The organism is Pseudomonas sp. (assembly GCF_030147005.1).
Taxonomy (GTDB): domain Bacteria; phylum Pseudomonadota; class Gammaproteobacteria; order Pseudomonadales; family Pseudomonadaceae; genus Aquipseudomonas.
The window spans coordinates 13,469-27,132 of sequence record NZ_JASLAW010000198.1 but is presented as its reverse complement, the minus strand read 5'-3'; the positions used below and the strand labels follow the sequence as shown (position 1 = coordinate 27,132).

The 13,664-nt window shown below is 57.9% G+C and carries 11 protein-coding genes; all 11 read right to left on the bottom strand.

What is annotated here, in order from left to right:
- The coding region (locus tag Q1V60_RS18145) for a Wzz/FepE/Etk N-terminal domain-containing protein (protein WP_300633112.1) at window positions 1–964 on the bottom strand (964 nt) is incomplete at its 3' end.
- 344 nt (window positions 965–1,308) lie between these two features.
- The gene (locus tag Q1V60_RS18140; RefSeq protein ID WP_300633110.1) at window positions 1,309–1,539 is read right to left on the bottom strand and encodes a LapA family protein; all 231 of its coding nucleotides are present in this window, start codon (window positions 1,537–1,539) and stop codon (window positions 1,309–1,311) included.
- Window positions 1,540–1,563: 24 nt separating this feature from the next.
- Window positions 1,564–1,860: an integration host factor subunit beta gene (gene ihfB, locus Q1V60_RS18135; RefSeq protein WP_003189779.1), complete on the bottom strand. Its 297-nt coding sequence runs from the start codon at window positions 1,858–1,860 to the stop codon at window positions 1,564–1,566.
- A 132-nt stretch (window positions 1,861–1,992) separates the two neighbouring features.
- Window positions 1,993–2,277 (bottom strand): hypothetical protein, encoded by a 285-nt coding sequence (locus tag Q1V60_RS18130; protein WP_300633106.1) that lies wholly within the window; start codon window positions 2,275–2,277, stop codon window positions 1,993–1,995.
- Between the two features lie 156 nt (window positions 2,278–2,433).
- Window positions 2,434–4,119, bottom strand: coding sequence for a 30S ribosomal protein S1 (gene rpsA / locus Q1V60_RS18125; protein WP_065950327.1), 1,686 nt, complete (start codon window positions 4,117–4,119; stop codon window positions 2,434–2,436).
- Between the two features lie 119 nt (window positions 4,120–4,238).
- Window positions 4,239–4,928 carry a (d)CMP kinase gene (cmk, locus tag Q1V60_RS18120; RefSeq protein WP_012722932.1) on the bottom strand — a complete coding sequence of 230 codons (690 nt, stop codon included), beginning with the start codon at window positions 4,926–4,928 and terminating at the stop codon, window positions 4,239–4,241.
- On the bottom strand, window positions 4,925–7,135 hold the full coding sequence (locus tag Q1V60_RS18115) for a bifunctional prephenate dehydrogenase/3-phosphoshikimate 1-carboxyvinyltransferase (RefSeq protein ID WP_300633116.1): 2,211 nt from the start codon (window positions 7,133–7,135) through the stop codon (window positions 4,925–4,927). Before Q1V60_RS18115 ends, cmk begins: the two co-directional genes overlap by 4 nt.
- 28 nt (window positions 7,136–7,163) lie before the next feature.
- Window positions 7,164–8,276 carry a histidinol-phosphate transaminase gene (gene hisC, locus Q1V60_RS18110; RefSeq protein ID WP_300633100.1) on the bottom strand — a complete coding sequence of 371 codons (1,113 nt, stop codon included), beginning with the start codon at window positions 8,274–8,276 and terminating at the stop codon, window positions 7,164–7,166.
- A 9-nt stretch (window positions 8,277–8,285) separates the two neighbouring features.
- On the bottom strand, window positions 8,286–9,380 hold the full coding sequence (pheA, locus tag Q1V60_RS18105) for a prephenate dehydratase (protein ID WP_300633098.1): 1,095 nt from the start codon (window positions 9,378–9,380) through the stop codon (window positions 8,286–8,288).
- On the bottom strand, window positions 9,380–10,465 hold the full coding sequence (serC, locus tag Q1V60_RS18100) for a 3-phosphoserine/phosphohydroxythreonine transaminase (RefSeq protein WP_300633114.1): 1,086 nt from the start codon (window positions 10,463–10,465) through the stop codon (window positions 9,380–9,382). The genes pheA and serC overlap by 1 nt, the downstream gene beginning before the upstream one ends.
- 211 nt (window positions 10,466–10,676) lie before the next feature.
- Complete coding sequence (gene gyrA / locus Q1V60_RS18090; RefSeq protein WP_300633096.1) at window positions 10,677–13,331, bottom strand: DNA gyrase subunit A; 2,655 nt, start codon at window positions 13,329–13,331, stop codon at window positions 10,677–10,679.
- Window positions 13,332–13,664 lie beyond the last annotated feature (333 nt).

Here is a 13,664-nt window from a genome sequence, read left to right as displayed (position 1 = left end):
CAATACGCCCTTCAGTAAAATCGTCGGATTTGCGCTGCCTCAGAGCTGTACGCTCAGCTTCCAATGTCTCAGCACCCATAAAATACAGGGGGATTTGTTGATTATTGATTTCTGTCCGCATCACGCTAGATGAGCCTGAATGGTCAGACTCACTTAATGCAGATGGGGTGGTAGGCTTTTTAATACTTAATGACTTAGCAATCACAATTGCTTCATCAAGTTGCGCCATGCGATCAGCACGCAAAGTCTTCAGCTGAGAGCGAAGAGCCTTTAACTCATCCTGCAATTGAGCTCGCTTAAGATTATCTGCTTCAAGCAATGTGGCAATTTTAGCTTCTTTATCGTTTTCGTAATTGGAGCGTGCGGCGTCCAACTTACCTTTGAGCTCTCTTAAACGGTTTTTAATGATTACATCCATGTCGGCGGCAATTTGAGCACGCTCTATATTAATTGCATAATTTACAAAACCATTAAGAATAGCTACACCATCAATACCTTTCGGATAAATCATCTCCAAACGAATATAGGCGCTTAAAAGGTCAGCTTTTTTTGGATCAGGCAATATCAAATTAATTGAGTTTCGATTAAACTCTTCAAAACTTTGCTCTAAGGTACGGCCGGGCTGCTCAAACCGACTAAACAAACTTCGATTTGCTCTAAAAAAACCCAACCGAGTGTCATAAGACTCTAGAGCGGCGCCAACTCTAGTCAACGCCTCATTAGGTGGCAGTCTATAAACCTCAGAACGGTTCAAGGCGTCTAGCTCATTGATGGCTGCCGGCCGCAAAACGCTGCTGACTTGATACTCAGGCGTCACCCAGTAGGCGTATGCCACTGAAAGGAAAGTAATAAGAAAAGCTACTAATGCAATCAATTTTTTTTGTCGCCAAGCGGCATTAAAAATTACTGCAAGATCAATTTCTCCGGACGAATGTGCCGGGGGGATACGAAAGTTACTACTCACAACAAAAACCTGCCTTCAAGAGAAACTGCGGGCTCGTTATGCAGACAAGATTGTGTGTTTTTTATTCCAATTGGATGACCGCCAAAACCAAGCGTCTCTGCCAAATTTTGAGCGCACAAAATGCCTGTTATCGAGAACAGATTCCATTCTGCCATCTCTCAGACATATTACAAGTCTTGACATGTATGTAAGACGATTCTCATTTTTCTAGGGAGCCGACGCAAGCCGCAGTCCCTGGGAGGTAAGTGCCAGCGCAAAACTCAACGTGCTCAGAATTATAAATTCTCTGACAGGCGGTTGTTTAAGCCATCCCCACACCAAGCCTCAGGCATCACGACCGATATCTAGGCAATCCCCTTATGCCGACGCCTACCCACAAACACCCCCAACAACGGCCCAATCAACATCCCCACAATCAAAGCCACCACCACAAACACCGCCACCGGCATCTGCGCAGTACTCCAACCCAGGAACGACAGCGCAACACCCTGCTGATTCTCAAGCACAAATGCCAAAACCACCAACGCTGCCAGCACTGCAATCAATACCGCAACAACGCGCTTAACTCCACGCATAACCTTCTCCTACTACAAAAACACTCAGACGCCCTCTTCCTCTTCTTCGTTCACTCGATCGCGCAATTCCTTGCCCGGTTTGAAGTGGGGTACGAATTTGCCGTCGAGGCTGACGGATTGGCCGGTTTTTGGGTTGCGGCCTACGCGCGGGGCGCGGTAGTGGAGGGAGAAGCTGCCGAAGCCGCGAATTTCGATGCGGTCTCCAGTGGCCAGGCATTGGGACATTTGCTCAAGCATGGTCTTGATAGCCAGCTCCACATCTTTGGATGAGAGCAGCCCTTGATGGGTGACAATTCGTTCGATCAACTCCGACTTCGTCATATTTTTCCCTTCTTTTTCAAGCAGCTAGGAAAAGCGCTTCGAAGGTTTTAGCATGACTTGATCAATTTGAACAGCCCGTATATCAACTTATCTGCCAGGCGATTAAGCGGCTGCAATGAACACACCAAAACTTCAATTACAGATCACCACCATCGTCCGCGTGACTGCGCCGGCAGGATTCCAGCCGAACGGGAAGTCGCCCTCTTCATCCGTAGCATCACTGGACCGGGTAATGACTTTGTATCCCTGCATTTTGCATTCGCGAGCAGCGCGCTTTTCGCACTTTTCCCATTTATTACCCAGGCCAGAGCAGTCAACCTCTATGCCGCTGACGCCGCGTTTGGCATGGGTCTTGGCGCTGGTGCTGGAGCAACCCGCAAGTATGATTAACGCCAGTATTACGAGAATCCTGTTCATTCAAACCCTTATCGATCAGTAACGCGAAATATCTTTAATGACTATAGCCAGTTCTGACCGCGTGCTGAATGCCTCGGTTCGGTGTTGTTGATTCATCAAATTTCAGACACAAAAAAGGGCGACCGAAGTCGCCCCTTTTCTACAGCCTTACAGAACTTAGTTCTGCTTAGCCATTGCTTCGCGCAGCAGGGAGGCCATGGTAGTCTCGCCAGTTGCAGCTTCCGGAGCGGATTTCAGGCTCTGGATAGCTTCTTTCTCTTCCACTTCATCTTTCGATTTGATGGAGAGTTGGATTACGCGGCTCTTGCGGTCAACGCTGATGATCTTGGCTTCTACTTCCTGGCCTTCTTTCAGAACGTTGCGCGCGTCTTCAACGCGGTCACGGCTGATTTCGGAGGCTTTCAGAGTCGCTTCGATATCGTCGGCCAGAGTGATGATGGCGCCTTTGGCGTCAACTTCTTTCACTGTACCTTTAACGATGGCGCCTTTGTCGTTCTCTTGAACGTACTCGGAGAACGGATCGCTTTCCAGCTGCTTGATACCCAGGGAGATACGCTCGCGCTCTGGATCAACCGACAGGATAACGGTGTCCAGCTCGTCGCCCTTCTTGAAACGACGAACAGCTTCTTCGCCAACTTCGTTCCAGGAGATGTCGGACAGGTGGACCAGGCCGTCGATGCCGCCGTCCAGACCAATGAAGATACCGAAATCGGTGATCGACTTGATGGTGCCGGAGATTTTATCGCCCTTGTTGAACTGGCCAGAGAAATCTTCCCATGGATTAGATTTGCACTGCTTGATGCCCAGGGAGATACGACGACGCTCTTCGTCGATGTCCAGAACCATAACTTCCACTTCGTCGCCGACTTGCACGACTTTCGAAGGGTGGATGTTCTTGTTGGTCCAGTCCATTTCGGAAACGTGTACCAGGCCTTCAACGCCTTCTTCCAGCTCAGCGAAGCAGCCGTAGTCAGTCAGGTTGGTAACACGCGCGGTCACGCGGGTGCTTTCTGGGTAACGGGCTTTGATAGCAACCCATGGATCTTCACCCAGTTGCTTCAGGCCCAGGGAAACACGGTTGCGTTCGCGATCGTATTTCAGAACCTTGACATCGATCTCGTCGCCAACGTTGACGATTTCGGAAGGATGCTTGATACGCTTCCAAGCCATGTCGGTAATGTGCAGCAAGCCATCGACGCCACCCAGATCGACGAATGCGCCGTAATCGGTGAGGTTCTTGACGATACCTTTGACTTGTTGGCCTTCCTGCAGGGATTCCAGCAGAGCTTCACGCTCGGCGGAGTTCTCTGCTTCCAGGACGCTGCGACGGGAAACGACAACGTTGTTGCGCTTCTGGTCGAGTTTGATGACCTTGAATTCGAGTTCTTTGCCTTCCAGGTGCGTGGTGTCGCGCACAGGACGAACGTCGACCAAAGAACCTGGCAGGAACGCACGGATGCCGTTAACGTCGACAGTGAAGCCGCCTTTAACCTTACCGTTGATAACGCCCTTGACCACTTCTTCAGCTGCGAAGGCTGCTTCGAGAACAATCCAGCATTCAGCGCGCTTGGCTTTTTCACGGGACAGCTTGGTTTCACCGAAACCGTCTTCAACCGAGTCCAGAGCAACGTGAACTTCGTCACCGACATTGATTGTCAGATCACCAGCATCGTTGTAGAACTGTTCCAGCGGGATCAGAGCTTCAGACTTCAGACCAGCGTGAACGGTTACCCAGCGAGCTTGGTAATCGATATCAACGATAACACCGGTGATGATGGAGCCTGCCTGAAGGTTCAGGGTTTTTAGGCTTTCTTCAAAGAGTTCCGCAAAGCTTTCGCTCATTTTAATTCCTGTTGATAAGGGCGAAGAATACGCCCATCTCCACACCCCAGACGGTGTGGGTCAGTTTCAATTAGAAGAAGCACCACAGGACTATGACTGGTCCCCTGCAGCCTTCTTGGTCACCCGGCGATATCGCGAATGGCGATCTCGCTCATGATGCGTTCCAGCACCTGCTCGATGGACAACTCCGTTGAATCCAGCTGTATGGCGTCAGCCGCCGGCTTGAGCGGGGCTACCGCACGCTGGGTATCACGCTCATCGCGTGCACGGATCTCATCTAGCAGACTCGACAGACTAACACCATCGACTTTGCCCTTCAACTGCAAGTAGCGGCGGCGAGCACGCTCCTCGGCGCTGGCGGTCAGGAAAATCTTCAATGGCGCTTCGGGAAACACTACGGTGCCCATGTCACGGCCATCGGCCACCAGCCCCGGCGGCTCCTGAAACGCGCGCTGACGCTGCAGCAATGCGTCACGCACGGCGGGCAGCGCGGCAACCTGGGAGGCCCAGGAACCGACTTGCTCGTTGCGCAGGTCATCGGTCACATCATCGCCTTCCAGGATGATGCGTTGGGGATGACCTTCCGTCGCGCCGACGAACTGCACGTCAAGGTGCGCCGCCAGCAGCTTCAGGGATTCTTCGTTGGTGAGGTCGACGCCATGGTTGCGCGCAGCGAACGCCAACAGGCGATACAGCGCGCCGGAATCCAGCAGGCACCAGCCCAGGCGCTTGGCCAGGATGCCGGCGATCGTGCCTTTGCCCGAGCCGCTTGGCCCGTCGATGGTAATCACCGGTGCTTTGATATTCACAATTGAGCCTCTTGGGCAACACGCATGCCGACGTGGGCACACAGTGTAAGAAAGTTCGGAAAAGACGTAGCGACGTTGGCGCAGTCACGGATACGAATCGGCGCCGCCGCTCGCAAGGATGCCACGCTGAACGCCATGGCAATCCGGTGATCGCCATGAGCATGCACTTCGCCACCGCTTATCGGGCCGCCGTCGATGATAATCCCATCAGGCGTCGGTTCACACTTCACACCCAGCGCGAACAGACCGTCGGCCATGACCTGGATACGATCAGACTCCTTCACCCGCAGCTCCTCGGCACCGCGCAGCACGGTTCGGCCCTCTGCGCAGGCGGCGGCAACGAACAGCACGGGAAACTCATCGATCGCCAGGGGCACCAGCGCTTCGGGAATCTCGATGCCCTTCAGTGCAGCAGCGCGTACACGCAAGTCGGCAACCGGCTCACCGCCCACTTCACGTGGGTTTTCCAAGGTGATGTCCGCGCCCATCAGGCGCAGGATATCGATCACCCCGGTGCGGGTCGGATTAATACCGACATGCTCCAGCAATAACTCGGCTCCCTCGGCAATCGTGGCCGCGACCAGGAAAAACGCCGAAGAGGAAATATCCCCCGGCACTTCTATATGGGTAGCGGTCAACGCGTGCCCGGATTCAACCGACGCCGTCGCGCCCTTCACCACCACCGGATAGCCAAAACCGCGCAACATGCGCTCGGTGTGGTCGCGGGTCGGTGCGGGCTCGGTCACTGCGGTTTCACCTTCGGCATACAGGCCGGCCAACAGCACACAGGATTTCACCTGGGCGCTGGCCATCGGCAGTACATAACTCAAGCCCTTCAATGCCTGGCCACCGCGGATGGTCAGCGGCGGGCGCCCTTGCGGGCCGGTCTCGATCACTGCGCCCATGTCCCGCAACGGCTTGGCCACGCGACTCATCGGGCGCTTGGACAGCGACGCATCGCCTGTCAGCACACTGTCGAAGCTTTGCGCCGCCAGCAACCCCGCCAACAGACGCATGGATGTGCCGGAATTGCCCAGGTAAATCGGCCCCGGCGCCGGTTTCAAGCCGTGCAAACCCACACCATGAATCGTCACTCGCCCATGGTGCGGGCCTTCAATCACCACACCCATGTCGCGAAACGCTTGCAAGGTCGCCAAGGCGTCCTCACCTTCAAGGAAGCCCTCAACTTCGGTCACGCCGTTCGCCAATGAGCCCAGCATGATCGACCGATGGGAGATCGACTTGTCGCCCGGCATCCGAATGCGCCCGCTCAAGCGGCCACCTGGGCTGGCGATGAACGTCAGTTCGTCGGTGTGCACGGCGGTTTCCATATAGGCGCGGCGCGCCAGGATCTTGCTGAAGTGTTCACGCGCCACCCGCGCACGGGTGAACACGCCGAGCAACTGATGGCCGTCGCCCGCATCCACTGCGTCGCGCAGGGCGTCGAGGTCACTGCGGAAGGTGTCCAGGGTGCGCAACACCGCTTCGCGATTGGCGAGGAAGATATCGTGCCACATCACCGGGTCGCTGCCGGCAATCCGCGTGAAGTCGCGGAAGCCACCGGCAGCATAGCGAAAAATCTCCAGGTTTTCGTTGCGCTTGGCCAACGAGTCCACTAGGCCGAACGCCAGCAGATGCGGCAGATGACTGGTGGCCGCCAGCACTTCGTCGTGGCGCTCGACCTGCATATGCTCCACATCCGCGCCCAACTCGCGCCACAAGCGGTCCACCACGGCCAACGCCGCGGGATCGGTCAGGGCATGCGGGGTCAGGATCACTTTGTGCCGACGAAACAGTTGCGCATTGGACGCTTCCACCCCGCTCTGCTCGGAGCCGGCAATCGGATGGCCCGGCACGAAGCGCGGCGGCATTTCACCAAATGCCCGTTGCGCCGCGCGTACCACGTTGCCCTTGGCGCTGCCGACATCCGTGAGAATCGCGCTGCCCAAATCCAAGCCGGCCAAAACCGCCAATAGCTTTTCCATGGCCAGAATCGGCACAGCCAACTGGATCACGTCGGCGCCGTGGCAAGCGATGGCCAGGTCCGCCTCACAGCGGTCTACCACCCCCAGTTCCACCGCCAACTTACGCGATTGCGGGTCCAGGTCCACACCAACCACTTCGCCGCACAGGCCGCTCTCGCGCAGGCCTTTGGCGAAGGAGCCACCGATCAATCCAAGACCGACCACCACCAGGCGACCGATCATAGGCGCAGCAGGTTGCACTGCAGTGACATCAACCACGGGCCAGAACCTTGGCCAACGCCTCCAGGAAGCGGCTGTTCTCAGCCGGCAAACCGATGGTAATACGCAGATGATTCGGCATGCCGTAATTGGCCACCGGGCGCACGATCACGCCTTCGCGCAGCAAACCCTGGAAGATCGGGGCGGCTACCTGACCGAGGTCGACACAGATAAAGTTGCCCTTGGATTCAATCCAGCCCAGGCCCAACTCGCGAAAACCGTCCTGCAATTGCTGCATACCGCTTTCGTTGAGGCGACGGCTTTCTTCCAGGTAGTCGGCGTCCTTCAACGCCGCACAGGCCGCCGCCAGGGCCAGACTGTTGACGTTGAACGGCTGGCGTACGCGGTTCAGCACATCGGCGACTACCGCCGTGGACAAACCGTAGCCGACCCGCAGCGAAGCCAGGCCGTAGGCCTTGGAGAACGTGCGCGACACCAGCAGGTTCGGATAGGCCCCCAGGAAGTCCAGGCCATCCGGCAGCTCGCTACCTTCGGCGTATTCGATGTAAGCCTCGTCCAGTACCACCAGCACATGCTCGGACACGTCTTGCAGGAAGTCGTCCAGCGCCTGCGCGTCGAACCAGGTGCCGGTGGGGTTGTTCGGATTGGCGATGAACACCACGCGAGTCTGGGCGTCGATGGCCGCCAGCATTGCCGGCAGGTCATGGCCCCAGTCTTTTGCCGGGATGACGCGGGCATCGGCGCCTACCGCCTGGGTAACAATCGGGTAGACCGCAAATGCATGTTCACTGAACACAGCATTGAGGCCCGGCGCCAAATAGGCGCGACCGACCAGCTCGAGGATGTCGTTGGAACCGTTGCCCAGGGTTACCTGGCTCAGCTCGACCCGGCATTGTTCCGCCAGCAGCGACTTGAGCGCAAAGCCATTGCCATCGGGATAACGCGTCAACTCAGCCAGCTCTTCACGGATTGCCGCCAGCACCTTGGGACTTGGGCCCAGCGGGTTCTCGTTACTCGCCAGCTTGACGATCCTGGCCGGGTCCAGATTCAACTCACGCGCCAACTCGTCCACAGGCTTGCCCGGAACGTAGGGCGACAGTTGTTGCACGCCCGGCTGCGCCAGGGCGAGAAAGTTGCCAGTCATGTTAAAGCCTCACAAAACCGCTTTCGGGTAAGAGCCCAGCACCTTGAGTGCCACGGCCTCCTGGCTGATTTTCTCCAGCACACTTTTAACCAGTGGGTCGCGGTGATGCCCGATAAAGTCGATAAAGAACACGTAGGTCCATTTACCGCTGCGCGAAGGACGTGTCTCGATGCGCGTCAGGTCGATCCCGTTGTCGTGGAACGGCACCAGCAGTTCATGCAGCGCGCCAGGCTTGTTGCTCATGGAGACGATGATCGACGTCTTGTCGTCGCCAGTGGGCGGCACTTCCTGGCTACCGATCATCAGGAACCGCGTGGAGTTGTCCGGACGGTCCTCGATTTTCTCGGCCAGGCGCATCAGCCCGTACAGGCCCGCCGCCATATCGCCGGCGATTGCCGCCGAATTCCACTCGCCCTTGACGCGCTTGGCCGCCTCGGCATTGCTGGAGACCGCCACGCGCTCGACATTCGGATAATGCGCGTCCAGCCACTTGCGGCACTGGGCCAGGGACTGGGCATGAGAATAGATACGGCTGATGCTGTCCGTCTTGGTGTTCTCGCCCACCAACAGGTGGTGGTGGATACGCAGCTCGACCTCGCCGCAGATCACCATGTCGTGTTCCAGGAAGCTGTCCAGCGTGTGGTTGACTGCGCCTTCGGTAGAGTTTTCCACCGGCACCACGCCAAAATTCACCGCACCGGCCGCCACTTCGCGGAACACTTCGTCGATCGCCGCCATCGGTTTGCTGATCACGGCGTGGCCAAAATGTTTCATGGCCGCCGCCTGGGTGAAGGTGCCTTCCGGACCGAGGTAAGCCACTTTCAGTGGCTGCTCGAGCGCCAGGCATGAAGACATGATTTCACGGAACAACCGCGCCATCTCCTCGTTGCCCAGCGGGCCTTTATTACGCTCCATCACACGCTTGAGCACCTGGGCCTCTCGCTCAGGCCGGTAGAACACCGGTACTTCGCCTTCAGCCAGGGATGCCATTTTCACCCGTGCCACTTCCTGGGCGCAGCGCGCACGCTCACTGATCAGCTCGAGGACTTTCTCGTCCAGGCTGTCGATGCGTACGCGCAGGGCCTTGAGTTCTTGCTCAGACATTAGCCGTGTTCCTTTTCGAACTCTGCCATGTAGGCAACCAGCGCGTTGATCGCGTGGATGTCGACAGCGTTATAGATGGAGGCGCGCATGCCACCGACCGAACGGTGGCCTTTGAGGTTCAACAGGCCACGCGCGTCGGCGCCGGCCAGGAATGGCTTGTCCAGGCGGTCGTCAGCCAGGCGGAACGGCACGTTCATCCACGAGCGGTCACTGACGTTGATCGGATTGCTGTACAGGCCGCTGGCGTCGATGAAGTCGTACAGGGTGCGTTTCTTCACTTCGTTAAGCTTGCCCATGGCGGCCACACCGCCCTGCTCCTTGAGCCATTCGAACACCAGCCCGGACAGGTACCAGGCGAACGCCGGCGGAGTGTTGTACATCGAGCCATTATCGGCCGCGACCTTGTAGTTGAGCATGGTCGGGCACACCGAACGGGCGCGACCCAGCAGGTCTTCACGGACGATGTTGACCAGGATGCCGCTCGGGCCGATGTTTTTCTGCGCGCCGGCGTAGATCATGCCGTACTTGGACACATCGATGGGGCGCGAGAGGATGTCCGAGGACATGTCGCATACCAGCGGAACATCGCCAACTTGCGGCACCCAGTCAAATTGCAAGCCACCGATGGTTTCGTTGGCGACGTAGTGCACGTAGGCCGCGTCCTTCGACAGCGTCCATTCGTTCTGACCGGGAATAGCGAAGTAGTCATAAGGCTTGGCGGTGCCTGCCACGTTGACATGACCGTAGCGGGAGGCCTCTTCAATGGCCTTCTGCCCCCAGATACCGGTGTCGATATAGTCGGCGGTGCCGCCTTCGGGCAGCAGGTTCAACGGGATCTGGGCGAACTGCTGGCTGGCGCCGCCTTGCAGGAACAGCACTTTGTAGTTGGAGGGGATGCCCAGCAAGTCGCGCAGATCCTGCTCGGCCTTGGTGGCAATGGACACGAACTCATCGCTGCGATGGCTCATTTCCATCACGGAGAGGCCTTTTCCATGCCAGTCGAGGAGTTCAGCCTGCGCGCGCTGCAGGACTGCTTCAGGAAGCGCCGCGGGACCGGCACAGAAGTTATAGGCTCTCTTGCTCACATCCAATCTCTCTGATCTGGTGGGACTGAAATCAAACACTGTAGGAGCGAGCTTGCTCGCGAAAAACCCGAGAGCGCAAGGGCGCATCAGGTAGCCCGCGTTATCGTTGGCGATTTTCGCGAGCAAGCTCGCTTCTACAGGGGGCGGCGTTATATTTCAAAGGGGACAAACAACAAGGGGGCGAATCTTCATCCGCCCCCTGTGTGTCCGCTTATTCCTGCGGTTCTTCTTCGTCTGCAGCGGCATCGAGGGTTGGCTCGTCGACGCTGTCATCGCCGGTCGCGATCACCTCGCCGTCAAATTCCTCGCCTTCGAGCTCTTCACCTTCAACTTCCGAAGGCTCCTGCACACGCTCGAGGCCGACCAGTTTTTCGTCCTTGGCCAGCTTGATCAGGGTCACGCCCTGGGTGTTGCGGCCCAGGCTCGATACTTCCGCCACGCGAGTACGTACCAAGGTGCCCTGGTCGGAAATCAGCATGATTTCCTCGCCGTCGAGCACCTGCACTGCGCCGACCAGACGGCCGTTGCGGTCGTTGCTGACCATGGCGATTACGCCCTGGCCGCCACGCTTGTACTCCGGGAACTCGCTGATGGCGGTGCGCTTGCCGTAGCCACGCTCGGAAGCGGTGAGGATCTGGCTGCCTTCTTCCGGGATCAACATGGAGATCAGCTTCTGCCCTTCCGGCAGGCGCATGCCGCGTACACCGCGGGCAGTACGGCCCATGGCGCGAACGTCGGATTCCTTGAAGCGCGTGACCTTGCCGCCGTCGGAGAAGAGCATGACTTCGCGCTCGCCGTCGGTAATGGCCGCCGAAATCAGCACATCGCCTTCGTCCAGTTCCAGGGCGATCAGGCCCACGCTGCGTTGACGGCTGAAGGATTCCAGCGGGGTCTTCTTCACGGTGCCCTTGGCGGTGGCCATGAAGATGAAGTGACCTTCGGTGTATTCGTCGACCGGCAACATGGTAGTGATGTATTCATCACTGTCCAGCGGCAGCAGGTTGACCAGTGGGCGACCACGGGCGGCACGGGAGGCTTCAGGGATTTCGTAGGTTTTGAGCCAGTAGACCTTGCCCTTGCTGGAGAACAGCAGCAGCGTGGTGTGGCTGTTGGCGACCAGCAGGTGGGCGATGTAGTCCTCATCCTTCACACCGGTAGCCGATTTACCTTTACCGCCACGACGCTGGGCCTGGTACGCAGCCAGTGGCTGGGTCTTGGCATAGCCACCGTGAGAGATGGTCACCACGCGCTCTTCTTCCGGGATCATGTCACCCAGGGTCAGGTCGAGGCGTGCATCGAGGATTTCGGTACGGCGCACGTCGCCGTATTCGGCGCGGATCACTTCAAGCTCTTCGCGGATCACTTCCATCAGGCGCACGGCGCTGTTGAGGATGCGGATCAGCTCGCCGATCTGGTTGAGGATCTCCTGGTACTCGGCCAGCAGCTTCTCGTGCTCCAGACCGGTCAGGCGGTGCAGGCGCAGTTCCAGGATGGCCTGGGCCTGTTCCGGCGACAGGAAATACTTGCCGTCACGCAGGCCGTATTGCGGGTCGAGGGTCTCGGGGCGGCATGAGTCGGCACCGGCGCGCTCAACCATCGCCACTACGGCGCTGGATTCCCACGGCATCTTGATCAACGCTTCTTTAGCTTCCGACGGGGTCGGCGAAGCCTTGATCAGGGCGATAACCGGGTCGATGTTCGACAGCGCAACCGCCTGGCCTTCCAGGATGTGGCCGCGCTCGCGGGCCTTGCGCAGTTCGAACACGGTACGGCGGGTGACGACTTCGCGACGGTGACGCACGAAGGCTTCCAGCAGATCCTTGAGGTTCAGGATGCGCGGGCGACCGTCGATCAGCGCGACGACGTTGATACCGAACACGCTTTGCAGCTGGGTTTGGGCGTAGAGGTTGTTGAGGATCACCTCAGGCACTTCACCACGACGCAGCTCGATTACCACGCGCATGCCGTCTTTGTCGGACTCGTCGCGCAGTTCGGTGATGCCTTCGAGCTTCTTCTCTTTAACCAGCTCGGCGATCTTTTCGATCAGGCGCGCTTTGTTCAACTGGTATGGGAGTTCGGTGATGACGATCTGCTGGCGGCCACCGACCTTGTCGATGTCTTCGATCATCGAGCGGGCACGCATGTAAATGCGGCCGCGGCCGGTGCGGTAGGCTTCGATGATGCCGGCGCGACCGTTGATGATCGCGGCGGTCGGGAAGTCCGGGCCGGGAATGTATTGCATCAGCTCATCGACGGTCAGCTCTGGGTTGTCGATAAGGGCCAGGCAACCGTCGATCACTTCACCGAGGTTGTGCGGCGGGATGTTGGTCGCCATGCCCACGGCGATACCGCTCGAACCGTTGACCAGCAGGTTGGGAATACGGGTGGGCATGACGGCCGGGATCATTTCGGTGCCGTCGTAGTTCGGCACCCAGTCCACGGTTTCTTTATGCAGGTCAGCCAGCAGCTCGTGCGCCAGCTTGGTCATGCGCACTTCGGTGTATCGCATGGCCGCGGCGTTGTCGCCGTCGACCGAACCGAAGTTGCCCTGGCCGTCTACCAGCAGGTAGCGCAGGGAAAACGGTTGGGCCATCCGAACGATGGTGTCGTACACCGCAGTGTCGCCGTGAGGGTGATACTTACCGATCACGTCACCGACAACACGGGCAGATTTCTTGTACGGCTTGTTCCAGTCGTTACCCAGCTCGCTCATCGCGAACAGCACACGCCGGTGCACGGGCTTCAAGCCATCGCGCGCATCAGGCAGTGCCCGACCGACAATTACGCTCATCGCGTAGTCGAGGTAGGACTGTTTCAGCTCGTCTTCGATATTGACCGGGAGGATTTCTTTGGCCAGTTCGCCCATGAGAAGCCTGATTCCTTTTTCGGGTGAAACCTCGTCACATCCATATGGGACGAACGAAGCTCGCCGCTGCCGGCACGGTGCCTGACAACGACTTACGACAAATCAACGAGTTATGACACGGATCTGCACGTTATGGGCAACCCCTTGGGGCGGCCCTGGAAACCGCCGGATGTTATCACAATCGCCGCCACGCACCTATCCCCCTGATGCGCATGGAGGATAGTAATTTGAGGAATGACAGGCTTGAAGGGGACGAGAGGGGCTCAGAGGTGGGGTAGCGCTGTTTTTCGAGGGCGGATCCGAGAGTTTTGTTGACTTACAGGAGCATTCGCG

Excerpts from the sequence above, each read along its gene's own strand:
- Q1V60_RS18140 (WP_300633110.1), bottom strand. The coding sequence starts at position 1,539 with ATGCGTGGAGTTAAGCGCGTTGTTGCGGTATTGATTGCAGTGCTGGCA.
- ihfB (WP_003189779.1), bottom strand. The coding sequence starts at position 1,860 with ATGACGAAGTCGGAGTTGATCGAACGAATTGTCACCCATCAAGGGCTG.
- Q1V60_RS18130 (WP_300633106.1), bottom strand. The coding sequence starts at position 2,277 with ATGAACAGGATTCTCGTAATACTGGCGTTAATCATACTTGCGGGTTGC.
- rpsA (WP_065950327.1), bottom strand. The coding sequence starts at position 4,119 with ATGAGCGAAAGCTTTGCGGAACTCTTTGAAGAAAGCCTAAAAACCCTG.
- Q1V60_RS18115 (WP_300633116.1), bottom strand. The coding sequence starts at position 7,135 with ATGATCGGTCGCCTGGTGGTGGTCGGTCTTGGATTGATCGGTGGCTCC.
- hisC (WP_300633100.1), bottom strand. The coding sequence starts at position 8,276 with ATGACTGGCAACTTTCTCGCCCTGGCGCAGCCGGGCGTGCAACAACTG.
- pheA (WP_300633098.1), bottom strand. The coding sequence starts at position 9,380 with ATGTCTGAGCAAGAACTCAAGGCCCTGCGCGTACGCATCGACAGCCTG.
- gyrA (WP_300633096.1), bottom strand. The coding sequence starts at position 13,331 with ATGGGCGAACTGGCCAAAGAAATCCTCCCGGTCAATATCGAAGACGAG.